General features: G+C 73.3%; 26 protein-coding genes. 11 read left to right on the plus strand and 15 right to left on the minus strand.

Annotation, left to right across the window (positions count from 1 at the left end; genetic code table 11):
- Window positions 1–2 precede the first annotated feature (2 nt).
- Both GA0070618_RS01725 and GA0070618_RS01730 read right to left on the minus strand, forming a co-directional pair.
- Complete coding sequence (locus GA0070618_RS01725; RefSeq protein WP_088985209.1) at window positions 3–1,256, minus strand: class I SAM-dependent RNA methyltransferase; 1,254 nt, start codon at window positions 1,254–1,256, stop codon at window positions 3–5.
- A gap of 28 nt (window positions 1,257–1,284) precedes the next feature.
- A complete protein-coding gene (locus tag GA0070618_RS01730) occupies window positions 1,285–3,366 on the minus strand; it encodes an APC family permease (protein ID WP_088980054.1) in 2,082 nt (693 codons plus the stop codon).
- Between the two features lie 168 nt (window positions 3,367–3,534).
- Between GA0070618_RS01730 and GA0070618_RS01735 the strand changes: the two genes are divergently transcribed.
- Window positions 3,535–4,200 (plus strand): potassium channel family protein, encoded by a 666-nt coding sequence (locus GA0070618_RS01735; RefSeq protein ID WP_088980055.1) that lies wholly within the window; start codon window positions 3,535–3,537, stop codon window positions 4,198–4,200.
- Between the two features lie 2 nt (window positions 4,201–4,202).
- Window positions 4,203–4,892, plus strand: a complete 690-nt coding sequence (locus tag GA0070618_RS01740; RefSeq protein ID WP_088980056.1) for a potassium channel family protein — start codon at window positions 4,203–4,205, stop codon at window positions 4,890–4,892.
- Between the two features lie 82 nt (window positions 4,893–4,974).
- Here GA0070618_RS01740 and GA0070618_RS01745 read toward each other — a convergent pair whose 3' ends face one another.
- The 4 genes from GA0070618_RS01745 to dut form a co-directional block, all read right to left on the minus strand.
- Window positions 4,975–5,658 carry a DUF3159 domain-containing protein gene (locus GA0070618_RS01745; protein ID WP_088980057.1) on the minus strand — a complete coding sequence of 228 codons (684 nt, stop codon included), beginning with the start codon at window positions 5,656–5,658 and terminating at the stop codon, window positions 4,975–4,977.
- Between the two features lie 26 nt (window positions 5,659–5,684).
- Entirely contained in the window at window positions 5,685–6,065 is a 381-nt protein-coding gene (locus GA0070618_RS01750; protein ID WP_088980058.1) for an OB-fold nucleic acid binding domain-containing protein, read from the minus strand.
- 128 nt (window positions 6,066–6,193) lie between these two features.
- Window positions 6,194–6,871 (minus strand): DUF3710 domain-containing protein, encoded by a 678-nt coding sequence (locus GA0070618_RS01755; protein ID WP_088985210.1) that lies wholly within the window; start codon window positions 6,869–6,871, stop codon window positions 6,194–6,196.
- Window positions 6,868–7,449, minus strand: coding sequence for a dUTP diphosphatase (dut, locus tag GA0070618_RS01760; RefSeq protein ID WP_088980059.1), 582 nt, complete (start codon window positions 7,447–7,449; stop codon window positions 6,868–6,870). The genes GA0070618_RS01755 and dut overlap by 4 nt, the downstream gene beginning before the upstream one ends.
- A gap of 42 nt (window positions 7,450–7,491) precedes the next feature.
- Here dut and GA0070618_RS01765 point away from each other — a divergent pair, with 42 nt between their 5' ends.
- Entirely contained in the window at window positions 7,492–8,028 is a 537-nt protein-coding gene (locus tag GA0070618_RS01765) for a DUF3093 domain-containing protein (protein WP_414467548.1), read from the plus strand.
- Window positions 8,029–8,055: 27 nt separating this feature from the next.
- On the opposite strand, the gene GA0070618_RS01770 is transcribed toward GA0070618_RS01765, so the two are convergent.
- Both GA0070618_RS01770 and GA0070618_RS01775 read right to left on the minus strand, forming a co-directional pair.
- Window positions 8,056–8,976 (minus strand): hypothetical protein, encoded by a 921-nt coding sequence (locus tag GA0070618_RS01770; RefSeq protein WP_231931571.1) that lies wholly within the window; start codon window positions 8,974–8,976, stop codon window positions 8,056–8,058.
- A gap of 130 nt (window positions 8,977–9,106) precedes the next feature.
- The gene (locus tag GA0070618_RS01775) at window positions 9,107–9,403 is read right to left on the minus strand and encodes a DUF4193 domain-containing protein (protein WP_088980060.1); all 297 of its coding nucleotides are present in this window, start codon (window positions 9,401–9,403) and stop codon (window positions 9,107–9,109) included.
- Window positions 9,404–9,840: 437 nt separating this feature from the next.
- Between GA0070618_RS01775 and GA0070618_RS01780 the strand changes: the two genes are divergently transcribed.
- Window positions 9,841–10,362 carry a LytR C-terminal domain-containing protein gene (locus GA0070618_RS01780; protein WP_172900358.1) on the plus strand — a complete coding sequence of 174 codons (522 nt, stop codon included), beginning with the start codon at window positions 9,841–9,843 and terminating at the stop codon, window positions 10,360–10,362.
- Window positions 10,363–10,416: 54 nt separating this feature from the next.
- Here GA0070618_RS01780 and GA0070618_RS01785 read toward each other — a convergent pair whose 3' ends face one another.
- The gene (locus tag GA0070618_RS01785; RefSeq protein ID WP_088980062.1) at window positions 10,417–11,226 is read right to left on the minus strand and encodes an inositol monophosphatase family protein; all 810 of its coding nucleotides are present in this window, start codon (window positions 11,224–11,226) and stop codon (window positions 10,417–10,419) included.
- Between the two features lie 287 nt (window positions 11,227–11,513).
- On the opposite strand from GA0070618_RS01785, the gene GA0070618_RS01790 reads away from it, so the two are divergent.
- Both GA0070618_RS01790 and GA0070618_RS01795 read left to right on the plus strand, forming a co-directional pair.
- Window positions 11,514–13,121 (plus strand): RNA polymerase sigma factor, encoded by a 1,608-nt coding sequence (locus GA0070618_RS01790; RefSeq protein WP_088980063.1) that lies wholly within the window; start codon window positions 11,514–11,516, stop codon window positions 13,119–13,121.
- 242 nt (window positions 13,122–13,363) lie between these two features.
- Window positions 13,364–13,597 (plus strand): DUF7455 domain-containing protein, encoded by a 234-nt coding sequence (locus GA0070618_RS01795; protein WP_088985213.1) that lies wholly within the window; start codon window positions 13,364–13,366, stop codon window positions 13,595–13,597.
- Between the two features lie 314 nt (window positions 13,598–13,911).
- Here GA0070618_RS01795 and GA0070618_RS01800 read toward each other — a convergent pair whose 3' ends face one another.
- From GA0070618_RS01800 to GA0070618_RS01810, 3 genes are all read right to left on the minus strand, one after another.
- A complete protein-coding gene (locus tag GA0070618_RS01800; RefSeq protein WP_088980064.1) occupies window positions 13,912–15,642 on the minus strand; it encodes a DEAD/DEAH box helicase in 1,731 nt (576 codons plus the stop codon).
- Window positions 15,643–15,834: 192 nt separating this feature from the next.
- Window positions 15,835–16,485 (minus strand): trimeric intracellular cation channel family protein, encoded by a 651-nt coding sequence (locus GA0070618_RS01805; protein WP_088980065.1) that lies wholly within the window; start codon window positions 16,483–16,485, stop codon window positions 15,835–15,837.
- Window positions 16,486–16,525: 40 nt separating this feature from the next.
- Window positions 16,526–16,744 (minus strand): DUF3039 domain-containing protein, encoded by a 219-nt coding sequence (locus GA0070618_RS01810; RefSeq protein ID WP_088980066.1) that lies wholly within the window; start codon window positions 16,742–16,744, stop codon window positions 16,526–16,528.
- A gap of 85 nt (window positions 16,745–16,829) precedes the next feature.
- Between GA0070618_RS01810 and GA0070618_RS01815 the strand changes: the two genes are divergently transcribed.
- Together GA0070618_RS01815 and GA0070618_RS01820 are read left to right on the plus strand one after the other, a co-directional pair.
- A complete protein-coding gene (locus GA0070618_RS01815) occupies window positions 16,830–17,756 on the plus strand; it encodes a pseudouridine-5'-phosphate glycosidase (protein WP_088980067.1) in 927 nt (308 codons plus the stop codon).
- The gene (locus tag GA0070618_RS01820; protein WP_088980068.1) at window positions 17,753–18,652 is read left to right on the plus strand and encodes a carbohydrate kinase family protein; all 900 of its coding nucleotides are present in this window, start codon (window positions 17,753–17,755) and stop codon (window positions 18,650–18,652) included. Before GA0070618_RS01815 ends, GA0070618_RS01820 begins: the two co-directional genes overlap by 4 nt.
- Before the next feature lie 9 nt (window positions 18,653–18,661).
- On the opposite strand, the gene GA0070618_RS01825 is transcribed toward GA0070618_RS01820, so the two are convergent.
- A complete protein-coding gene (locus tag GA0070618_RS01825) occupies window positions 18,662–19,015 on the minus strand; it encodes a DUF3099 domain-containing protein (RefSeq protein ID WP_088985214.1) in 354 nt (117 codons plus the stop codon).
- A gap of 70 nt (window positions 19,016–19,085) precedes the next feature.
- Entirely contained in the window at window positions 19,086–19,661 is a 576-nt protein-coding gene (locus GA0070618_RS01830; RefSeq protein WP_172900243.1) for an HhH-GPD-type base excision DNA repair protein, read from the minus strand.
- A gap of 175 nt (window positions 19,662–19,836) precedes the next feature.
- Here GA0070618_RS01830 and GA0070618_RS01835 point away from each other — a divergent pair, with 175 nt between their 5' ends.
- A complete protein-coding gene (locus GA0070618_RS01835; RefSeq protein WP_172900244.1) occupies window positions 19,837–21,318 on the plus strand; it encodes a DUF7782 domain-containing protein in 1,482 nt (493 codons plus the stop codon).
- Window positions 21,318–21,740: a D-aminoacyl-tRNA deacylase gene (dtd, locus tag GA0070618_RS01840; protein ID WP_088980070.1), complete on the plus strand. Its 423-nt coding sequence runs from the start codon at window positions 21,318–21,320 to the stop codon at window positions 21,738–21,740. Before GA0070618_RS01835 ends, dtd begins: the two co-directional genes overlap by 1 nt.
- A gap of 133 nt (window positions 21,741–21,873) precedes the next feature.
- Here dtd and GA0070618_RS01845 read toward each other — a convergent pair whose 3' ends face one another.
- Complete coding sequence (locus GA0070618_RS01845; protein WP_088980071.1) at window positions 21,874–22,662, minus strand: sporulation protein; 789 nt, start codon at window positions 22,660–22,662, stop codon at window positions 21,874–21,876.
- Window positions 22,663–22,881: 219 nt separating this feature from the next.
- Between GA0070618_RS01845 and sigB the strand changes: the two genes are divergently transcribed.
- Window positions 22,882–23,889, plus strand: a complete 1,008-nt coding sequence (gene sigB, locus GA0070618_RS01850; RefSeq protein ID WP_088985216.1) for an RNA polymerase sigma factor SigB — start codon at window positions 22,882–22,884, stop codon at window positions 23,887–23,889.
- The last annotated feature ends 19 nt before the right edge of the window (window positions 23,890–23,908 follow it).

Genomic DNA, 23,908 nt, shown 5'->3' on the forward strand with positions numbered 1-23,908 from the left:
GCTCAGCCCTCCCCGGTCGGTGGCAGCAGCAGCCCGACCAGCTCCACGTGCTGGGTCATCGGGAACAGGTCGAACCCGCGCAGGGCGGCCAGCCGCCACCCGGCGGTGGCGAAGGTGCGCACGTCGCGGGCGAAGGCGGCCGGGTCGCAGGCGACGTACGCCACCGCGCGCGGCCCGGCGGCGACCAGGTCGCGCACCACCCGCGCGCCCGCGCCGGAGCGGGGCGGGTCGAGCACCACCACGTCGACCGGGCCGGTGATCCGGCGGCGGGCCAGCGCGGTCTCCACCCGGGCCGGCACCACCTCGACCCGGTCGAGGTCGGCCAGGTTCTCCCGGGCCGCCCGGACGCCGTCGGCGGCTGCCTCGACCAGGGTGACCCGGCCGGTCGGCCCGACCCGGCCGGCGAGCGCGGCGGCGAAGAGGCCAGCCCCGCCGTAGAGGTCCCACGCGGTCTCGCCGGGACGCGGCGCGAGCAGCTCCAGCACCGCCGTGACCAGGGTGTCCGCCGCAGCCGGGTGGACCTGCCAGAAGGCGGAGGCCGGTACCCGCCAGTCCCGGCCGACGGCCACCTCGCGGACGGTGCCCGGTCCGCGCACCGGCGTGGCGACCCCCTCGGCGAGCGCGGTGACGGTGACGTCCCCGCCGGTGGAGGCGACCGTCTCCACCGCCTCGGCCTCCGGCCATCCGGCCGCCAGCACCGGCAGCTCCTGGACGGCCGGGTGGGCGATCAGGCAGCGGTCGATCGGGACGACCTCGTGCGAGCGGTGCTTCAGCAGCCCGGCCCGACCGGCCGCGTCGACCGCGTAGCGGACCCGGGAACGCCAGCCCAGCGGGCCGCCGGGCAGCGCCGCGACCTGCGGGTCGAGCGCGTCCAGCTCGGCGTCGGTGAGGCCGCCGAGCCGGCTGAGCTGCTCGCGCACCACCGCCACCTTCCACTCCCGCTGCGCCTCCGGCGCGACGTGTTGCAGGTCACAGCCTCCGCAGCGGCCGGGCCCCGCGTACGGGCAGGGCGGCTCGACCCGCTGCGGCGCGGCCTGGAGCACGGTCACCGCGTCGGCCCGGAGGAACCCCCGGTGCACCTCGGTGACCTCGGCGACCACCCGTTCGCCGGGCAACGCGTGCCGGACGAAGACCACCTGTCCGTCGTGTCGTGCCACGCAGTGCCCGCCCGGGGCGACCGCCCCGACGGTCAGCTCGATCCGTTCGGCCTCCTCCGGCCCGGTCCGAACGTCCTGCCCGGCCACCTCCGGCTCCATCCTCGCGCCCTCCACCTCGACGTCGACGTCACTCACCGCCGGCCTCCCGTCCCCGGTCGCCGCCCTCGCCGGGTGCCGCCGTCGGCACCGGCGGGACGGTCGGCGGCAGGGTACTGCGCGGGGCCACCCGGGGGCCCCGGGCCGGTCCCCGGCTCAGCGTCGCGTCGAACCGGGTCAGGTCCTTGCCCCGGGACGAGGCGAGCTGCCAGGGCACGCTGGTCACCATCACCCCCGGCTCGAAGAGCAGCCGGGTCTTCAGCCGCAGCGCGCTCTGGTTGTGCAGCAGGTTCTCCCACCAGCGGCCGACCACGTACTCGGGGATGAAGACGGTGACCACGTCGCGGGGCGACTCCCGGCGGGTGGAGGCGACGAAGTTCAGGATCGGCCGGGTGATCTCCCGGTACGGCGAGTCGACCACGGTCAGCGGCACCGGCACCGCCCGCCGTTCCCACTCGGCCTGGAGTTCCCGGGTGTCCTTGTCGTCCACGTTCACCGTCACCGCGGTCAGCGTGTCGGGCCGGGTGGCCTGCGCGTACGCCACCGCCCGCAGGGTCGGCTGGTGCAGCTTGCTGACCAGCACGATCGCGTGGTTACGGGCGGGCAGCACGGGCCGGCCGTCGTCCGGGGTCAGCTCGACGGCGACCCGGTCGTAGTGCCGCCGGATGGCGACCATCAGCCCGTAGATCACCGCCATCGCGGCGATGGCGATCCAGGCGCCGAGGAGGAACTTGGTGATCAGCACGATGACCAGCACGGTCGCGGTCAACGCCATGCCGAACCCGTTGATCGCCCGGGAGCGGACCATCCGGCGGCGGGCCCGGTCGTCCCGCTCGGTGCGCAGCAGCCGGTTCCAGTGCCGGATCATGCCCGCCTGGGAGAGGGTGAAGGAGACGAACACCCCGACGATGTAGAGCTGGATGAGCTTCGTCACCTCGGCCTGGAAACCGACGATCAGCACGATCGCGAAGACGGCCAGGAAGAGGATCCCGTTGGAGAAGGCCAGGCGGTCGCCCCGGGTGTGCAGCTGCCGGGGGAGGAACCGGTCCTGGGCGAGGATCGAGCCGAGCACCGGGAAACCGTTGAAGGCGGTGTTCGCGGCCAGGAAGAGGATCAGGGCGGTCGCCCCGACCACCACGAAGAGCAGCACCGACCCGGAGCCGAAGATCGTCTCGCCGAGCTGGGCGGCCACCGTCTTCTGGACGTATCCCTCGGGACCGGAGACGATCTGCAGCTCCGGGTCCTCGACGAACTGGAGGCCGGTCAGCCGGGCCAGCCAGATGATGCCGACCAGCATGGTCACCGAGACCGTGCCGAGCAGCAGCAGGGTGGTGGCCGCGTTGCGGCTCTTCGGCCGTTTGAACGCCGGCACCCCGTTGGAGATCGCCTCCACGCCGGTGAGCGCGGCGCAGCCGGAGGAGAAGCTGCGCAGCAGCAGGAAGGCCATGGCCAGGCCGGTCATGTCGCTCCACTCGGCGACGATCTCCAGCCCGGCGCTGGGCGCGCGGAGGTCGTGGCCGAGCACGAAGACCCGGACCAGACCGGTGAGGATCATGCCGACGATGACGATGATGAAGCCGTAGGTCGGGATGGCGAAGGCCGTGCCCGACTCCCGCAGGCCGCGCAGGTTGATCGCGGTGAGCAGCACCACCGCGGTCACCGCGACGAGCACCTTGTGGGTGGCGACGAACGGGATCACCGACCCCAGGTTGGCCACCCCGGAGGAGACCGACACCGCGACGGTCAGCACGTAGTCGACGAGCAGCGCGCTGGCCACCCCGATGCCAAACCGGGGACCGAGGTTCACCGTGGCCACCTCGTAGTCGCCGCCGCCGGAGGGGTAGGCGTGCACGGTCTGCCGGTAGCTGGCGACCACGGTGAGCATCACCACCACCACCGCGAGGGCGATCCACGGGGAGAAGAGATACGCCGACGCACCCGCGATGGAGAGGGTCAGCAGGATCTCGTCGGGGGCGTACGCGACGCTGGAGAGCGCGTCGGAGGCGAAGACCGGCAGGGCGATCCGCTTCGGCAACAGGGTGTGCTGGAGCCGGTCGGACCGGAACGGACGACCGACGAGGAGTCGCTTCAGCAGCGAGGTGGGACTGGCCACAACCGATAAGCGTACGGCGGGTCCGGGCGGCTCACCCCGGGGTGCCCGACCCGTCCACGGGCCGGAGCGGGGTAGCGTCTCCTCCGCGCCGGGGCGGCGGACGTGGCAGGCTCGCAGACGACCACGCCCGTCGGGGCGGAGGGATGCGCACCGTCGGGAGGGGACGCCGTGCATGTCGTGATCATGGGGTGCGGCCGGGTCGGCTCCACCCTCGCCCAGAACCTGGAGTCGCGGGGCCACTCGGTGGCCGTCATCGACCAGGACGCCGACGCCTTCCGGCGGCTCAGCCCGGACTTCGCCGGAGTCACCGTGACCGGCGCCGGGTTCGACGGGGACGTGCTGCGCCAGGCCGGCATCGAGCGGGCGGACGCCTTCGCGGCGGTCTCCAGCGGCGACAACTCCAACATCATCTCGGCCCGCCTGGCCCGGGAGACGTTCGGCGTGGCCCGGGTCGCCGCCCGGATCTACGACCAGCGTCGGGCCCAGGTCTACGAGCGTCTCGGGATCCCCACCGTCGCCACCGTCCGGTGGACCGCGGACCGGATGCTGCGGCACCTGGTCCCCGAGGGGAATGTGGAGATCTTCCGCGACCCGACCAGCACCGTGTCGATCATCGAGGTGCCGACGCACAAGGACTGGATCGGCCGCCCGCTGCGGACGCTGGAGGAGGCGACCGGCGCGCGTACGGCGTACCTGAACCGCTTCGGCATCGGCACGCTCCCCACCGCCTCCACGGTGGTGCAGGAGGGTGACCAGCTCTTCATGCTGGTCACCGACGACATCGCGACGGTGGTGACGGCGGTGGCCGTGGCCCCGCCGGAAGGAGGGCACTGAGCATGCGCATCGCCATCGCCGGGGCGGGCAACGTGGGCCGCTCGATCGCCCAGGAGCTCATCGACAACGGCCACCAGGTGATGCTCATCGAACGTCAGCCCCGGATGCTCCGCCCGGACCGGGTGCCGGGCGCCGACTGGGTGCTGGCGGACGCGTGCGAGCTGAGCAGCCTGGAGGAGGCCGAGATCGCCGGCTGCGACGTGGTGGTCGCGGCGACCGGCGACGACAAGGTCAACCTGGTGGTCTCCCTGCTGGCCAAGACCGAGTTCGCGGTGCCCCGGGTGGTCGCCCGGGTCAACCGCGCGGAGAACGAGTGGCTCTTCACCGAGCAGTGGGGGGTCGACGTCGCGGTGAGCAAACCGCGGGTGATGGCCGCCCTGGTCGAGGAGGCGGTCACCGTCGGCGACCTGGTCCGGCTGATGACCTTCCGGCAGGGCGAGGCGAACCTGGTCGAGATCACCTTGCCTCCGGCCGCCCCCTACGTCGGGCAGCCGCTGCGGGACGTGCCGCTGCCCCGGGACAGCGCGCTGGTGGCCATCGTGCGCGGCAGACGGGTGCTGGTACCCAGCCCGGACGACCCGATCGAGGTCGGCGACGAACTGGTCTTCGTCTGCACCGCCGAGGTCGAGGACGCGGTCCGCGTGGTGGTCCTCGGCCCGGACAGCGTGGAACGCACCCGCAACGGCGGTTGAATCGCCCGCCGGAGCACCTGTGACAGGACGTCGGGCCCCGGGGCCGGGTCCGGGCGGCGCCGGTCGCGGGTGGTGCGGTGGCTCAGGCGGTCGGGGTCGCGGGGGCGGCCGGCTCCCGGGTCACCCGGCGCACCACCCAGACGGTGATCAGCAGCAGCAGCGCGTACGGCGGGTAGCCGAGCGCCAGCCGGGCGATACCCAGTGCGGTGTCCATGTCGGCGAGGTACAGCGCGGCCTGCACGCCCACCTTGGCCAGCCAGACCACGCCCCACAGCGCGGTCAGCCAGGTGAAGGTGCGCACCAGCCGGGGATCCTGCCGCCACTCGGACTTGCCGCCGGCGGCCAGCACCGACCAGATCCACCCGACCAGCGGCTGCCGGATCGCGGCCGAGCCGAGCAGCACCAGCCCGTACGCGATGCCGTAGAGGATGCCGGGCAGGTAGAAGGTTTTCTCGTCGCCGGTGCGCCAGGCGATCGCCGCGCCGACGGCGATGCCGAAGAGGCCGTTGACCGCGTGCCGGACCGGGCGGCGCTGGACCAGGCGCAGCGCGGCGATCAGCAGCGCCACCCCGGCCGACGCGATGATCGCCGGCCGCAGGTCGGTGATGATGTTGGCCACCACGAAGACGACCACCGGCACGCTGGACTCGACCAGCCCACGCCAGCCGCCGAGCTGGTCGGCCATCTGCTCGGCGAGGGTCGGCAGGCGCTCGGTGTCCGACGCGTCGTCCCGGGGCGGGGCGGTCGGGTGCTGCCCAGTGGTCATCGGTACGTCCTCCGCTCGCGGGCCCGTCACCGTGGCGGCTCGAGCTCGTAGTACGGGTTGTAGATGACCTTGCGGTCGTCCCGCACGGCCACCCGCCCCCGTGCGGTGAGGTGCCGGCCCGGCTCGATGCCGTCGATGTGCCGGCGGCCGAGCCAGACCAGGGTCACCACGTCGCTGCCGTCGTAGAGGTCGGCCTCCAGCGTCGGCAGGTTGGTCCGGGGCGTGTACACCACGGTACGCAACCGGCCGGACACCGAGACGACCTGTCCGCGTCGGCACTGCCGGGCGGGGACCCCACCGCACTCGGCGCTCTCCCGGCGCAGCTCCTGCGCCTCGATCTCGGCCTCGTCGGCGGTGAGCCGGCGCAGCAGGCGACGCAGCGACACCCGCCCCTCGTCGGTCACCATGACCTCCGCGTCACCCTCTCCCCGCCGACCGGCGGCCCGGTACCCGGCCGAGCCGGCACCGGGCCGGCGTACCCGTCAGCGTACGCCGACGGTCCACCTTCCCGGTGCCGCCGGTCGGCGGGGACCGGTCAGGCCTCGGCGGAGCCGTCGGCGTCCTGCGCCGCCGCCTGCGCCTGGTGCTGGGCGGCGACCTCCTTGGGCAGGCGCAGCGGCAGCGGCTCCCGCACCGGCTTCGCCTCCTGCCCCCGGTCGACCACCAGCCCGTCGAGGCACTCGGCCAGCGGACCGGCCGCCGCCGGGTCGACCGCCGCGACGCCCTGGTAGACGCCCCGGACCATCCAGCGCGGGCCGTCCACCCCGATGAACCGCAGGTCGGTGATGCCGTCCGGGGTGCGCACCCGGGCCCGCAGCTCGGTGCCGTACTCCCCCGACACCTCCTGGGCGGCGGCCCCGTCGTTGAACAGCGACTGCCGGATCTCGTCGCGGACCTCGTCCCAGATGCCGTCGCTGCGCGGCGCGGCGAAGACCCCGAGCTGAAGCGCGTTCTCCCCGTGCACCAGCACGACCTGCTGGACCACGCCCTGCGGGTCGGCCTGCACCCGCACCTCCACCCCGGGCACCGCCGGGATGTGCAGGCTGCCCAGGTCGAGTCGCTGGACGTCGTCGGACACCTCGGAGATGTCGTACGGGCCGCGGGCCGGCGCGCTCGCGGTCGACTCGTCGGTGTCCGGCCCGACCCGGGACTCCGCGGCCCGTTCGTCGCGGGCGTGCCGCCCGGAACCGGCCCGCTTTCGGGAGAAGATCACTGCGCCCACCCTCCGCTGTTCGCACTCACCGTGCCACCTCTTCCGTCTGGTCGCCCGCCCGCCCCGCCGTCGGCCGGCGGTGGGACGAGGCCGGCGTGCCCGCCGGTCGACCCGTGTCCACCGGCCCCGCGACGCGAGTCGGGCAGCTCGGTCACCGGATGGAAATCGACCCGCTCCACCCGCTGCACGACGAGCTGCGCGATCCGGTCGCCACGGGAGATCCTCGCCGGGCTCACCTGATCGTGGTTGATCAGGTTGACCATGATCTCACCCCGGTAGCCGGCGTCGACCGTACCGGGAGCGTTGAGCACCGTCACGCCGAGCCGGGCGGCGAGTCCGGAGCGTGGATGCACCAGGCCGACGTACCCGTCGGGCAGCGCCAGGGCGACACCGGTGGGCACCAGGGCCCGCTCGCCCGGCGCCAGGTCGACGTCGACGGCGGCCACCAGGTCGGCCCCGGCGTCGCCGGGATGAGCGTACGCCGGCAGCGGCAGCTGCGGGTCGAGCTGCCGCACGGGTACGGGTACAGGGTCGTTCACGTCGCCTCTTCCTCCGGTTCGCTCCGGTGACCCTGCCATCCTGCCGGTTCGGACGCCCGCGCCGCGCCGTACCCTCGGACTGTGAGCCTGTCGCCTTCCTCCCCGCCCAGCCCACCCGGCACGCACGCCGAGCGGCTCACCCTGCCGTGGTGGCTCTGGCTGGGCGGCGTCGCGGTCGCGGTGCTGCTCGCCGTCGAGATCTGGATGGGCGCTCCCGGTGTGCGGGCCTGGCTGCCCTTCGTGGTGCTCCTGCCGGCCACCGCCGCCGGGCTGTGGTGGCTGGGGCGGATCCGCGTCGCGGTCGGCGACGGCGAGCTGCGGGTGGACGACGCCCGGCTGCCGGTGCGTTTCGTGGCGGACGTGGTGCCGCTGGACGCGGACGGCCGGCGCGAGGTGCTCGGCGTCGGGGCCGACCCGCTCGCCTTCGTGGTGCAACGGCCGTGGGTCTCCGGGGCGGTGCAGGTGCTGCTCGACGACCCGGCCGACCCGACCCCGTTCTGGGTGGTCAGCACCCGGCACCCGGTGCGGCTCGCGGCGGCCCTGCTGGCGGCCCGGGACGCCGCCACCGGCCGGCGGGAGACCGTCTCCGCCGAGGCCGCCGACCCGATCGGCGGCTGACTCCGCCCGCCTCGGACCGGACGGCGGTCAGGACGCGATCGGCGGCAGGCCGGGCAGTCCGCGGCGCTGCCAGCGCAGGTCGGCCCGGATCTGGTCGCCCACCGAGCGGGTCGCCCGCCGGTTGAGGTAGCTCGCCACCGCCGCGCCGGTGAGGAACGGCCCGAGCGTGGTCAGGTTGCGTCCGAAGCGTTTGAGCAGGCTGTCCCGCAGTTCCCTCCGGGCGGCCGTGCCGAGCACCGCCGCCACCCCGACGCCGGGCGCCATCGGGTTGATGCCCCGCTGGCTGGCCCAGGAGTGCAGCAACGCCACCGTGCGCGGGGTGCCCCCACCGGGGAGCGGGACGCCGTAGACCTCGTGCAGCTCACCGATCAGCTTCAGCTCGATCGCCACGACGGCGACGGTCTCCGCGGCCAGCAGCACCGGCGCGGAGAGCAGGGTCGGGGTGACGGCCCACTCCACGGCGGCGACGCCGCCACCGGCCGCCCCCACCCCGGCCGTCGCCCGGGAGGCGTTGCGGACCAGGCGGTCGGCGAGCGCCTCGCCGTCCAGACCGCCGTGGTGGCGGCGCAGGGTGGCCAGGTCCCGCACGGGCACGTACGGCGCGATCTCGCCGACCGTCTCGGTCATCCAGCGCAGCGCGGCCCGGGGCTTGAACAGGTCGGTCAGACCCCGGGCGCGGGCCTGACCGACCAGCCGGGTCAGCAGCTGTCGACGCCGCCCGGCGGGGAGGTCGTCGGCGGTCAGCGCCGCGACGGTCGCCCCCAGTTCGTCGCCGGCCGACGGGCCCCCCGGTCCGCCGTCGGGCGTCGTGTCCTCCGGTCCGTCGACGGGCGTCGTGTCCTCCGGTCCGCCGTCGGGTGACCGGCCCCCTGCTCCGTCGTCGGGCGACGGGCCCGACCCCGCCGTGGTCGCCGGCTCCGGGGTCGGCTCCGTCCCGCGTCCGCTCATACCGTCGCCCTCCCGTGTCGTGCGCCGTCCGGGAAACCACCCACACCGTCACCGAGTGAAGCAGCTCCCGCACAGCGGCGCACGACGATCGCGCCCCGCGACGTCTCCGTGGAACCGTCGCGGGACACGGTCAGACGCACTCGCGGCAGATCAGTTCCCCGTTGCGCTCGGTCGCGAGCTGACTGCGGTGGTGGACCAGGAAGCAGCGGGCACATCGGAACTCGTCCTGCTGCATCGGTAGCACCTTGACTGTCAGCTCCTCGTCGGCCAGGTCAGCGCCGGGCAGCTCGAAGCTCTCGGCCACCTCGGCCTCGTCGACGTCCACGGCGCCCGACTGTGAGTCGACCCGCCGGGCCTTGAGCTCTTCCAGGCTGTCCTCGCCGAGGTCGACCTCGTCGCGACGCGGGGCGTCGTAGTCGGTGGCCATCGGTTTCACTCTCCCATTTCGATATGGTCGCTACCCGGTTGTCACGCCGGACGACGCTGTTCCGGTTCCGCTGGCCGGCCACCACAGTGTCGGTCACCCGACCCGACGGCCCGTCGGATCGGGGCTTGCCAGAGGAACGTCCCCCAGCGAGCGCGGTACCTTACCCCCCTCTAAGCGAGGCATGTATACCGCTCTCGTGGCATGGATGTACGCCCTCGTCGCCAAAGATGTTCCCAATGTGACTCAGGCGACACGAAGATAGGGGTAGTACTACCCGCTCGCCGGTCGGCACGCCGGCATGTCCGGCTGTTTCCACGCGTCCGCCGGACAACCGATAACCTCAGCGGCGTACCCGACGGCCCGTCCGTACGGCCGCCCCGTCGTGGGCCGTCCTCGTCCACCTCTCCCGGGGGAGCGCCCAGATGAGCTTTGCGCGAGTGCGAGCACTCGTTGTCGTCGGTCTGCTGGCGGCCTTCGCGCTGGTCTTCTCGGTCGTGGCACTGGTCAAGGACAGCCAGAGCGACGCCGGTACCGCGAAGGGCTGCCCGGCGGGGTGGCCGCTGGCCGACGTCACCCTGCGCGAGTCCAAGGACGTCAAGATCAACGTCTACAACGCCACCGAGAAGGCGGGCCTGGCCACCAGCGTGGCCGACGACTTCCGCAACCGGAACTTCCAGGTGAAGAAGGCCGGCAACGATCCGCAGAAGCGCTCCGTCGACCAGGTGGCCGCCCTGCGGTACGGGCCGAAGGGCGTCGGCTCGGCGCACCTTCTCCGCGCGTACTTCCTCAACCAGGCCGTCTACGAGTACGACGAAAAGCGCGAGGACGACGTGGTGGACGTCGTGATCGGCAGCGGCTTCCAGCAGCTCGCCACCCTGACCGAGGTCAACCAGTCCCTCGGCGACCTCGGTTCGCCCCAGGCGCCGGAGAACACCTGCCCGGCGCCGGTCGAGGACTAGCCGGTCGCCGCCGTCCGGACCGGGCCCACACGGCTCCGGTCCGGACGGCGGCCGTCACGGCCCGCCGGAGGCGTCCAGGTCGGCGAGCCGGTCGTGCAGCGCGTCGTACAGGGCGGGTGGCGCCGCGACCAGCATGTCCGGGCCGGGGGCACACCCCCGCAGCCCGGTGACGCGGAGCCCCGCCTCAGCCGCCACCAGGGCGCCGGCGGCCATGTCCCAGGCGGCCAGCCCCTTCTCGTAGTACACGTCCACGCGTCCCTCGGCGGCCAGGCAGAGGTCGAGCGCGGCAGCCCCGAGTCGACGGATGTCCCGGACGTGCGGGATCAGCTCGGCGACCACCCGCGCCTGGTGCGCCCGGCGGGCCGGGTCGTAGCCGAATCCGGTGGCGACCAGCGCCTGACCGAGATCGGTCTCGGCGGAGCCCCGCAACCGCCGTCCCTCCCGGTACGCGCCGCCGCCGAGGGTGGCGGTCCACTCGTCACCGGTGGCGATGTTGCGCACCACGCCGGCGACCACCCGGCCGTCGACCTCGGCCGCCAGCGACACCGCGTGGTACGGCAGGCCGTAGAGGTAGTTGACCGTGCCGTCGATCGGGTCGACGATCCACCGGACACCCCCGGCGGCGGCCGGCGGGCCCTCGCCGTACTCCTCGCCCAGCACCGCGTCCCCGGGGCGCAGCCGGCGCAGTTCCGCGGTGACCTGCTCCTCCACCGCCCGGTCGGCGGCGGTCACCACGTCGGTGGCGGTGCTCTTGGTCGCGACCGCCGCGACCCCCTCGCCCCACATCCGGTGGGCTGTCGCGGCCGCCGCCCGGACGACCCCGACGGCAACTTCGAGCAGTTCTTCCGGCCTCGCCGCGCCCATGGTGTCCCCTTCCACACGTCCGGGACGTCCGTGTCGCCCGCGAGTATCATCCTTACAAAGTCCACAAGTTCGCCAATTTCGCGGCCTCCGGCCGCCGGTACGCCGTGCGGCGCAGGATGATCGCCGCAGACGGCGTTACAATTCACCCCTGCCCACGCGCCACGGACCGCCAGACGACCGGCCGGCCCGGGACACGGGGGTCCCTCAACCACATCGCCCGACGCGGTGCCCCATGCTGCGCCGGACGAACCCGGCCGTGCTCGCTCATCGCCTCCGGAAGGTCATTCGTGACAGAACCCCGCCACACCGGCGCCGACGTACGCTCGCTCACCGACACGCTGATCGCCCACGCGCAGAGCGCCGGCGGACAGTTGACGTCGGCCCAGCTCGCGCGCACCGTCGAGTCCGCTGAGGTGACTCCGGCCCAGGCCAAGAAGATCCTGCGCGCGCTCTCCGACGCGGGCGTGACCGTGGTGGTCGACGGTTCGGCGAGCACCCGCCGCCGGGTCTCCGCCGCCCGGTCGGCCACACCGGCGTCCCGGGCCACCACCGCCAAGACCACCAAGAAGACGGCCGCCCCCGCGCCGAAGCAGGCTCCCGCCGCCGAGGAGGCCGCGCCGGCCCCGCGCAAGGCAGCCCCCCGCAAGGCCGCCGGCGCGACCGCGGACGGAGCCGCCAAGGCGGCGCCGGCCAAGGCCGCCAAGGCGACCCGGGCGACCAAGGCGACCGCCGGGGCGGGTGGCCCCGGAGCCACGGCCAAGGCCGCCGGCAAGGCCAAGGGCGAGGGTCCCGAGGGCGACATCGATCCCGAGGAACTCGCCGCCGAGATCGAGGACGTGGTCGTCGAGGAGCCGGTCGAGCTGGCCCAGGCCGCCGAGGCCGACGCGGCCAGTTCCGCCACCGACAACGACTTCGAGTGGGACGACGAGGAGTCCGAGGCCCTCAAGCAGGCCCGGCGGGACGCCGAGCTCACCGCCTCCGCCGACTCCGTCCGGGCGTACCTCAAGCAGATCGGCAAGGTCCCGCTGCTCAACGCCGAGCAGGAGGTGGAGCTCGCCAAGCGGATCGAGGCGGGGCTCTACGCCGCCGAGCGGCTGCGCCTCGCCGAGGAGGGCGAGGAGAAGTTCACCCGCGAGATGCAGCGCGACCTGGGCTGGATCTCGCGGGACGGCGAGCGGGCCAAGAACCACCTGCTGGAGGCGAACCTGCGGCTGGTGGTCTCCCTCGCCAAGCGGTACACCGGGCGGGGCATGGCCTTCCTCGACCTCATCCAGGAGGGCAACCTCGGCCTGATCCGCGCCGTCGAGAAGTTCGACTACACCAAGGGCTACAAGTTCTCCACCTACGCCACCTGGTGGATCCGCCAGGCAATCACCCGCGCCATGGCCGACCAGGCCCGCACCATCCGTATCCCGGTGCACATGGTCGAGGTGATCAACAAGCTCGGCCGCATCCAGCGCGAGCTGCTCCAGGACCTGGGCCGCGAGCCCACCCCGGAGGAGCTGGCCAAGGAGATGGACATCACACCCGAGAAGGTGCTGGAGATCCAGCAGTACGCTCGGGAGCCGATCTCCCTGGACCAGACGATCGGTGACGAGGGGGACAGCCAGCTCGGTGACTTCATCGAGGACTCGGAGGCCGTCGTCGCGGTCGACGCGGTGTCGTTCTCGTTGCTCCAGGACCAGCTCCAGCAGGTCCTCCAGACGCTCTCCGAGCGTGAGGCGGGTGTGGTCCGGCTGCGCTTCGGCCTGACCGACGGTCAGCCACGGACCCTGGACGAGATCGGCCAGGTGTACGGGGTGACCCGGGAGCGCATCCGGCAGATCGAGTCCAAGACCATGTCGAAGCTCCGGCACCCGTCCCGGTCCCAGGTACTGCGTGACTACCTGGACTGAGCAATTCCGTCAACCAACGGTGTCGGTTTGATCACCAGACGTACAACACGCCCCGGTGACCGGCCGGTTGCACGATTGTGATCGTTGACGTGGCACCCTTGGTGCACGGCAGACTGTCTCCCATGTGTGACCCCGGTCCCCCGCGGGCACACTGGGAAGGCAAAGCCCGGCAAGGGTGTTGCACGATAGGTGAGCAATGACCGACGAGAGTGTTCATCGGTGACGACCAGAGGAGGAAGGCGATGACCCCGACCCTCACGCCGCCGCCCGAGACGGTGGCTCCCCCAGCTGCCGATGAACGGTGCGACCGCTGCAATGCTGCCGGCAAGCTCCGCATCACTCTGGCTGGTGGGAGCGAGCTGGTGTTCTGTGGGCACCACGCGAACAAGTACGCGGAGGATCTCGTGAAGATCACCGTGCGGTACGCGACGGACCCGGAGTTCACCTGGCGTGGCGCCGATCTGATAGCGAACTAACCGCAAACCCGACATACGGACCGGGAGCCCCACGGGGCTCCCGGTCCTCTCGTATGGTCCGGGCCCGATCCGGTGCCCGGCGTTTCTCCGACGGTGTGCCCGACCGTCCCTCCGGGCCCCGCAGGGCGCCCCGGCAGCCCTCTGACGCGCTCAGGCGAGCCCCTGCCGTCCCGGGTGCCCTGCTGCGCCCGGCACCGGCCCTGGAGCCGTCCACCGCCCTCAGGACCGGGCGCAGGGTGGTCCACGCTCCGCTCCCGCCCGACGCTCCCTCACCCGCCCGAGCCCCGACGGCTGCCCGGCGCGGCGAGCGGGGGTCAGAGGGTCTGGACGGTGGCGATACGTTCTTCGAGCTGCTCGATGGTGGCCTGGGCGCTCGGCGGCCCGCCGCAGAGCCGGCGCAACTCCGCGTGGATCTTGCCGTGGGGCTGGCCGGTGCGGTGGTGCCGGGCGGCCACCAGGGCGTTGAGCTGTCGCCGGAGAGCCACCCGCCGCTGGGCGGCACTCATCGGGGGCGGCGCCGGCGGTGCGGCGGCCACCGGTTCCGCGGTCCGGGTGGCGGCCCGTCGGCGCTGGGCGGCGAGTTGCTCGGCCTGCCGCTTGCTCAGCAGCAGTGAAACCTGGTCGGCGGTGAGCAGGCCGGGCAGGCCGAGGTACTCCTCCTCCTCGGGGGTGCCCGCCTGGGCGGCGGTGCCGAACGACGCGCCGTCGAAGATCACCTGGTCCAGCTCGGCGGTGGCGGAGAGCGCGGTGAAGCGCTTCTCCAGCTCGCCACTGGCCTGGTCGTCCCGCTGGGCCCGCTCCAGCAGGTCGTCGTCGAAGCCCTCCTGCTCCTTGGGCTTGCCGAGCACGTGGTCGCGTTCGGCCTCCATCTCGCTGGCCAGCCCGAGCAGGTGCGGCACGCTCGGCAGGAAGACCGAGGCGGTCTCCCCCGGTCGGCGGGCCCGGACGAACCGTCCGATGGCCTGGGCGAAGTACAGCGGCGTGCTGGCACTGGTCGCGTAGACGCCGACCGCCAGACGGGGAATGTCGACCCCCTCGGACACCATCCGTACCGCGACCATCCAGCGCTGGTCGGACGCGGAGAAGGTGGCGATCCGGGCCGAGGAGCCGACGTCGTCGGAGAGGACCACGGCGGCCTTCTCCCCGGTCACCTGCTCGATCAGCTTGGCGTACGAGCGGGCGTTCTGCTGGTCACTGGCGATCACCAGGCCACCGGCGTCGGCCATCCCCGCCTTACGCAGCACGGTCAGCCGGGCGTCCGCGGCGCGCAGGACCTGCGGCATCCAGTCGCCGGCCGGATCGAGGGCGGTCCGCCAGGCCTGCGCGACGAGATCCTGGGTCATCGGCTCGCCCAGCCGGGCGGCCAGTTCGTCCCCCGCGTTGGTACGCCACCGGGTCTCCCCCGAGTACGCCAAAAAGAGCACCGGCCGGACGACGCCGTCGCGGAGCGCGTCGGAGTAGCCGTAGACCGAGTCGGCGCGGGAACGGAGCAGGCCGTCCCCACCCCGCTCGTAGGTGACGAACGGGATGGGATTGTCGTCGGAGCGGAACGGCGTACCGGTGAGCATCAACCGACGCACCGCCGGCTCGAAGGCCGCCTTCACCCCGTCACCCCAGGAACGGGAGTCCCCCGCGTGGTGGATCTCGTCGAGGATGACCAGGGTCCGACGCGTCAGGGTGCGCCGTTTGTGCACGTGCGGGGCCATCCCGACCTGCGCGTAGGTGACCACCGCGCCGTGGAAGTCGGCGGAGGAGTGCAGGTCCGCGTTGCGGAAGGCGGCGTCGAGCTGGATGCCGATCCGGGCCGCCGCCAGCGACCACTGGGTCTTCAGGTGCTCGGTCGGCGCGACCACCGTGACCGCGTCGACGGTGCCGTCGACGAGCAGCTCCGCGGCGATCCGCAGGGCGAAGGTGGTCTTACCCGCGCCGGGGGTGGCGACCGCGGTGAAGTCGGGGTCCCGGCGGCGCAGGTACTCCACCAGGGCCTTGCGCTGCCAGGCGCGCAGTGGCGGAAACGTCTCGATCGCCGGCAACGGGGCAGGCACGCAACCGCTCCTCTCCGACCGCCGTAGGTTCTTCCGACCGCCGCAGGCGGAACCCGGCCCGGGGCCACGGGTACCGCCGCCCATGAAAACGCCTCCGCGCCGGATGCCGCGAAGGCCGGATCAGCATAACCAGGACACCCCGACGGGTGCCCGGCGACACCACGCGCCCTCGGTCACACCCACCACGCGTCGTCAGGAGGCGGGTGGGCCGTCGGCGTGGGGTGGGGGCCGGAAGGTGGGCACCGGGGCGGACCACCGTCGGCGCAGGGCGACCAGGCGGAGCCCGAAGACCAGGACCGCGGCGGCCGTCAGCGGGGCGGGGCCGGTGCGGCCGAGGCCGTCCAGTGCCACCACGGCGGTCGCGCCGACCAGGGCGGCGACGGCGTAGATCTCCCGGCGCAGCACGACCGGGATCTCCCCGGTGAGCAGGTCCCGGCCGAGGCCACCGCCGATCCCGGTCAGCATGCCCACCAGGCACGCGCCGACCGGTGGCACCTGCGCGTCCAGGGCGCGGAGCGTGCCGGTGACCGTGAACAGGGCCAGCCCGGCCGCGTCCAGCACCAGCACCGTGGTCCGCAACCGGGCGAGGTGGGGGTGCCACCGGAACACGATCGCCGAGGTGAGCACGGCGGTGGCGGCGTAGCGCCAGTCGGCGAAGGCGAGTGGGGGGACCTCGTCGACGACGAGGTCCCGGAGGATGCCGCCGCCGAGCGCGGCCACGAAGCCGACGAAGACGACGCCGAAGAGGTCGAGCCGCTTGACCACCGCGGCGGAAGCCCCGGAGGCGGCGAAGACGGCCACGCCGACCAGGTCGGCCAGGAGCAGGGCGGTGGAGGTGGTCACCGCCGCAGGTTACGTGGGCGGCCGGGCGGGCCGCCCACGGTCAGTCGCCCCAGGAGTCGTAGATCTCCTTGCACGCGGGACAGACCGGGGAACCGGGCTTGGCCGCCTTGGTCACCGGGAACGTCTCGCCGCAGAGCGCGATCACGAACGTGCCCATCACGGCACTTTCGGCGATCTTGTCTTTCCGGACGTAGTGGAACATATCCGGACCGGTGTCGGCGTCCTTCAGCTCCGGACGCTCGAGAACCTCTGTGCTCACGTCGCACCTCCGACTTCTCAGTTTGGCAGGTCACTTCCGCATGGTCCAACGGAGAGTCCCCGGGCCCACGTCGTACGGTGGCGGCGTGACCGACTTTCACATTCAACACGGCGCTGAGGTGGCCGAGGCGCTGCGGGCCGGGCGTCCGGTGGTCGCCCTGGAGAGCACCATCGTCTCGCACGGCCTGCCCCGGCCGGACAACCTGCGGGTGGCCCGGCAGATCGAACAGGCGGTACGGGACGCGGGCGCGGTGCCGGCGACCATCGGCATGGTGGGCGGCCGGTTGGTGGTGGGTCTCGACGACACCGAGCTGACCCGGCTGGCCTCCGCCGACGGCGTGGCGAAGCTCTCCGTACGCGATCTGGCGGTGGCGGCGGCGGCCGGCGTGGACGGCGCGACGACGGTGGCCGCGACCAGCGCGGTGGCCGCCGCCTCGGGGATCCGGGTCTTCGCCACCGGCGGGCTCGGTGGGGTGCACCGGGAGGCCGCGCAGTCCTTCGACGAGTCGGCCGACCTGACCACCCTGGCCCGCACCCCGATCGCGGTGGTCTGCGCCGGGGTCAAGTCGATCCTCGACGTCGGGGCGACCCTGGAGCGGATGGAGACGCTCGGCGTCGGGGTGGTCGGCTACCGCACCCGGCGGTTCCCCGGCTTCTTCGTCACCGACGGCGGCTTCGACCTGGACTGGTCGGTCGACTCGCCGGAGCAGGTGGCGGCGGTCCTGGCCGCCCGCGCCGCGCACGGCCTGCACGACGGTGGACTGGTGGTGGCCAACCCGCTCCCCGCCGACGAGCAGCTCGACCGGGACCTGCACGACCGCACCCTCGCCGACGGGCTGGCCCTGCTCGACCGGGACGGGATCACCGGCAAGGCGGTGACCCCGTACCTGCTCGCCCACTTCCACTCGGCCACCGAGGGGGCGAGCCTGGCGGTGAACGTCCGGATCATCCTGCGCAACGCGGACCTGGCCGCGCGGATCGCGGTGGCCGCCGCCGGGACCGTCGCCGGATGAGCCGTCCGGGTCGGGTGGTCGTGGTCGGTGACGTCGTGACCGACGTGGTCGCGGTGGTCGCCGGCCCACTGGCGACCGGCTCGGACACCCCGGCCGCGATCCGGGTCGGCGGGGGTGGGCAGGGCGCGAACACCGCCGCCTGGCTGGCCGCCGTCGGCGTGCCGGTCACCCTGGTCGGGGCGGTCGGTGACGACGAGGCGGGCCGGGCGCGCCTCGCCGAGCTGGCCCGGGGCGGGGTGGACTGCGCGGTCACCGCGTACGGCGACCGGCCGACCGGCAGCGTGGTGGTGCTCGCGTCCGGCGAGGAGCGGACCATGCTCACCGAGCGCGGGGCGAACGAGCGGTTGACCGGTGGACAGGTACGGCAGGCCCTGGCCGCGCTGCCGGACGCGCGGCATCTGCACCTGTCGGCGTACCCGCTGCTGGACGCGGCGTCGCGCGACGCGGGACTGGCGGCGCTGGCCGCCGCACGCGCGGGTGGGCTCACCACCAGCGTCGACGCGGCCTCCGCGGCGCCGCTGCGGCGGGTCGGCGCGGCGGCCTTCCTCGACTGGGTACGCGACGTCGACCTGCTCCTGGTCAACTCCGACGAGGCGGAGGTGCTCGCCGGCGGCACCGATCCGACGCAACGGGCCCGGACGCTGACCGCCACGGCACGGCACGTGGTGGTCAAGTGCGGATCGGCGGGGGCGGTGTGGGCCGGGCCGGACGGCGCGGTGACGACGGCATCCGCGCGGCAGGTGGCGGTGGTCGACGTCACCGGGGCCGGGGACGCCTTCGCGGCCGGGCTGCTCGCCGGGTGGCTGGCCGGGGCGACCCCGACGGTGGCGCTGGCCCGCGCCGGTGAGCTGGGTGCCCGCGCGGTCGGCGGAATCGGGGCGCGGCCGGTGCGGTGATGCCGGGTGCTACAGCTCGGCGTCGATGACCCGGTGCGGACGTTCCTCGGTGGCGGCGAGGCTGCGCGGTGGCGGTGCCTCCCGCCGCGGCGCCCGGCGGAACATCCGGTGCTCCTCCTTGGGCGGCCGGTCGTTGGCGATCAGCACCGCCAGCCAGGGGATGAGCACCATGCCGACACCGCAGAGCGGCAGCCAGAGCCAGAGCAGTGGAGCCTGCACGCTGACCAGGACCGCGCCCACGACCAGGCAGGCCGCCCGGATGGACATCATCACGAGATACCGTCGCTGGCGGCTGCTGAGCTGGTCATTCTGGCTGCGTGGGGCGTCGGTGATCAGTATCGGCTCGTACGCCTGTCGCTTCACCACGACCTCCTCGAGGGATTCGACCCATCCTGTCACCTCGCGGCCGGTGGCGGCGACAATCGACGCGAGCTCAGCCCTTCGCCGCCCGGGCCGCCGCCTTCTGCTGCTGCTTGTACTCCCGGACCTGGCGCAGTGACGCCTCGTCGGTGATGTCGGCCACCGACCGGTACGCGTCCACGTCGCCGTACCCGCCGGCCGCCTCCCGCCAGCCGGCCGGGTGGACGTCGAACCGCTTGCCGAGCAGGGCCAGGAAGATCTGCGCCTTCTGCCGGCCGAAACCGGGCAGTTCGGTGAGGCGGCGCAGCAGTTGCGCACCGTCGGCGGCGTCGGCCCAGATCCGGGCGGCGTCCCCGTCGTACCGTTCGACGAGCACCCGGCACACCTCCTGCACCCGGGCGGCCATCGCCTTCGGGAACCGGTGCAGGGCCGGTGGTCGGGCGAAGACCTCGACAAGCGCCTCCGGGTCGTACGCCGCCAGCTCCCGGGCGTCCGGCGTGTGCCCGAGCCGCTGCGCCAGCACGTACGGCGAGGTGAACGCCTTCTCCAGCGGAATCTGCTGGTCAAGGACCATGCCGACGAGCAGGGCCAACGGATCGTCGTTGAGCAGCCGGTTGGCCTCGGGGTCGATGGGCAGCGAGAGCGTCATACGCCCCATCCTGCCCGGCCGGGCCGCGCCGGCCGACGCGACGTACCGGACCGGGGCTGACGTGGATCTCGACGCGGACCGTGGGTGGGCGGAAGGACGTCATCCGCGCCCGTCCTCCGGCCCGGATGTCGTGGGTGGTGCCGGGGCCGTCCCGGCGGACAGGCAGGATGGCGAGGTGGACGAACACGACATGCTGCTCTCCCCCGCCGGGATCGACCGGTTGCGCACCGCGCTGACCAGCGCCGGTTTCACCGCCACCGGCGTCGCCGACCGCCTCGGGCCGCAGGCCACCGCGGCGATGGGCCGCAACGACTACCGGGCCGCCCTGCGCGCGACCGAGGACCGGGACCCACTCGGCACGCTGATCCGCCTGTTCATCTGCGAGCAGACCGAGCCGGCGGGGCCGGTCGCCGCCGCCCTCGCCCCGCTGACCGTGGCCGAGGCCCTCGACGCCGGGCTGGTCGAGCCGCACGGCGACGGCCTGCGCGCCGGCATCGACCTGGAGCCGTACGGGGACGACTGGTGGATGCTCGCCGACCTGCCGGCCAGCGCCCGGCCCGGCCCGCTGCCCGCCGAGCACGTGCTGGGCGTGGGCGGGGCGACGCAGACCCTGCTCGGCGCGACGGTCCGCCGGCCGGTGGAGACCGCCCTCGACCTCGGCACCGGTTCCGGCGTCCAGGCCCTGCACTTGTCCACCCACGCCCGCCGGGTCACCGCCACCGACGTCTCGGCGCGGGCGTTGCGGTTCGCGGCGACCACCGCCGCGCTCAACGGGCAGGAGTGGGAGCTGCTCCGGGGTGACCTGGTCGCCCCGGTCGCCGGCCGCCGGTTCGACCTGGTGGTGAGCAATCCCCCGTTCGTGGTCGGGCCGGGGACGACCACCCACGTCTACCGGGACTCCGGCCGGGTCGGCGACGCGGTCGGCGCGGAACTGGCCGCCGCCGCCCCGGGACTGCTCACCGACGGTGGCACCATGCAGTACCTCGCGAACTGGGTGCACGTCACCGGCGAGGACTGGGGCGAACGGGTCGCCGGCTGGTTCGCCGGCACCGGGCTGGACGCCTGGGTGGTCCAGCGCGAGGTGGCCGACCCGATGGCGTACGTGAACCTGTGGCTGACCGACGTCGGTGAGACCCCGGACCCGCACCGGATGGCGGCCTGGCTGGACTGGTTCGACGCGCACAAGGTGGAGGCGGTCGGCTTCGGCATCGTCAGCCTGCGCAACGGCGGCCACGACGACCCGGTGGTCCGGGTGGAGGACCTGCGGCAGCGGGTCGAGGCGCCGATGGGTGACCATGTCGCCGCGTGGTTCGACCGGCAGGACTGGCTGCGCGCGCAGGGCACCGAGGGACTGCTGGCGCACCGGTTCCGGGCGGCCGAGGGCTTGCAGCTCCGGCAGGAGGCGACCATGGGCGACGAGGGCTGGGCCGTGGACCGGCAGGTGTTGGCCGCGCCGCACGGGCTGCGGTGGAGCGAGGAGATCGACCCGCTGGTGCTGGCCCTGGTCGGTGGCGCGAACGGCCGGCTGCCGCTGCGCGACCAGCTCGCCCTGCTGGCCGCCGCGCACGACGTCGCCCCGGACGAGCTGGCCGAGGCGGCCGGTCCGATCGTGGCGCACCTGGTCGAGCGGGGCTTCGTCGAGCCGGTGACCGCCTGATGCGGGCGGTGGTGCAGACCGTCGGCCGGGCCAGCGTGACGGTGGACGGCGAGGTGGTCGGGGCGATCACCGACGGTCTGCTGGTGCTGCTCGGGGTGACCCACGCGGACACGCCGGAGACCGCCCGGACGATGGCCCGCAAGATCCACGAGCTGCGCATCCTCGACGAGGAGCGGTCCGCGGCGGAGACCGGGGCGCCGGTCCTGGTGGTCAGTCAGTTCACCCTCTACGGCGACGCCCGCAAGGGACGCCGCCCGAGCTGGACCGCCGCCGCTCCGGCCGAGGTGGCCGAACCGCTGGTCACCGAGGTCGTCGAGGCGCTGCGGGGCAGGGGCGCCACGGTCGCCACCGGCCGTTTCCGCGCCCACATGCTGGTCGACAGCGTCAACGTCGGCCCCCGGACGATCCTCCTCGACCTCTGACCACAGCGCCTCCCCCGGCGCCCGCGCCCTCCCCGGAGCTGCCGGTCGACGGAGCCGACGGTGTTCCTGACCTTCCGGAACGGCCGTCGACGCCGCTGATCGGCGCGGAGAGGGACGGGGCCGGGGCGGAGGATCAGAAGAAGAGGCCGCGACGCTGGAGGGACTGACGGAGCCAGCCGTCGAGCTGGGCCGCCCAGTCGGTCTGCTGCGCGGTGGCGTGGTCCACGGTGAACCGGCCGAACGCGTCCCGTCCCTCGGTGAACAGGCCACCCCGCTTGTCGATCTCCAGGACGACCTGGATGTGCTGCGGGTTCGTGACGAAGGTCAGTTCGAGCTGGTTGATCGCGCTGGCGTACTGCGGCGCGGGGTAGAACTCGATCTCCTGGTAGAACGGCAGGTGCTGCTGCACGCCGTAGATCCGGCCCCGTTCCACGTCGGCGCGGGAGAACCGGAAACCCAGCCGCAGCAGCGCCTGGAGGATCTGCTCCTGGGCCGGCAGCGGGTGCACCGCGACCGCGTCCAGGTCGCCCTTGTCGACCGCCCGGGCCACCTCCAGCTCGGTACGCAGCCCCATCGTCATGCCGTGCAGGTGCTGCCCGTAGAGGGTGGTGAGCGGGGTCTCCCACGGCACCTCGAAGCGGAACGGCACGTCGTACCGCTGACCGGCCTCCAGCCGGAACGCGCCGGTGACCTGCTGGCGGTGGAACTCCTGGGTGGTCTCGTACTCGCTGTCGCCGCTCTCCACCTCGACCCGGGTGACCAGGCCGAGCGCCAGGTACTCGATGTCCGCCGCGTGGTCCCCACCGAGCACCTGGATCCGCCCCTCCAGGTGTCCGCCCGGGCGGCAGTTGGGGTTGGCCAGCACCGTCTCGACCGACGGACCGCCCACGCCCATCGCCTGCATGAGTTTCTTGAAGACCACACCGACCTCCGATTACCTTGTCTGGCGGCCCGGCTGGCCGACCGGTGGCAACGTAACCGCCCAGCGCAAACACCGCCACACGTTCGCCGGCTGTTCCTGTCGGTTCCCCGATCGCCTCACTCCCGTTTCACGCCCCGGGCGGCAAGCTGTGTGTCACCGGCGCCACTGGCCCGGTACGCGCGAAGTTGACGCGGGGAGGCGACAGAGATGGTTCTGCAGATGAGCGAGCACCCGATGACCCCGGCCACGACCGACACCGACGACCACGCGTCCGTGGAGACCCTGGCGGACCTGGACGCCACCGACGAACGCGGCACGTCGACCGACCTGGTCCGGGCCTACCTCAACGGCATCGGGCGGACCAAGCTCCTCACCGCCGCCCAGGAGGTCGATCTCTCCAAGCGGATCGAGGCCGGCCTCTTCGCCGAGGAGAAGCTGAACACCTGCACCCCGGTCTCCGCCCAGCTCCGGGCGGACCTGGAGGTCGTCGCAGCCGAGGGTCGCGCCGCCAAGGACCACCTGCTGGAGGCGAACCTGCGGCTGGTGGTGAGCATCGCCAAGCGGTACACCGGGCGGGGCATGGCCTTCCTCGACCTCATCCAGGAGGGCAACCTCGGCCTGATCCGCGCCGTCGAGAAGTTCGACTACACCAAGGGCTACAAGTTCTCCACCTACGCCACCTGGTGGATCCGCCAGGCCATCACCCGCGCCATGGCCGACCAGGCCCGCACCATCCGTATCCCGGTGCACATGGTCGAGCAGGTCAACCGGATGGTCCGGGCGCGCCGGGAACTCGCGGTGTCGCTGGGTCGGGAGCCCACCGTTGCCGAGGTGGCCGTCGCCCTCGGGGTGCCGGAGTTCCAGATCATCGAGCTGATCTCGTACGACCGCGAGCCGGTCAGCCTGGACCAGGCGGTCGGCGAGGACGGCGAGAGCGCCCTCGGTGACTTCGTCGCCGCCGTCGACCCCCGTCAGGAGCCCGGCGACGAGATCGCCAACGGGCAGCTCCGCCAGGAGGTCCGGATCGTGCTGGCCACCCTCTCCCAGCGGGAGGAGGCGGTGATCCGGCTCCGGTTCGGCCTCGACGACGGCCGGCAGCGCACCCTCGACGAGGTCGGCCGGGAATTCGGCCTCTCCCGGGAGCGAATCCGGCAGATCGAGAAGGTGACGCTGCTCAAGCTGCGCGACCCGGAGCGGGCGCAGCGGCTGGAGGCGTACGCCAGCTGATTCGGCACCACACGAGGGC

Source organism: Micromonospora echinospora, assembly GCF_900091495.1.
Taxonomy (GTDB): Bacteria; Actinomycetota; Actinomycetes; order Mycobacteriales; family Micromonosporaceae; genus Micromonospora; species Micromonospora echinospora.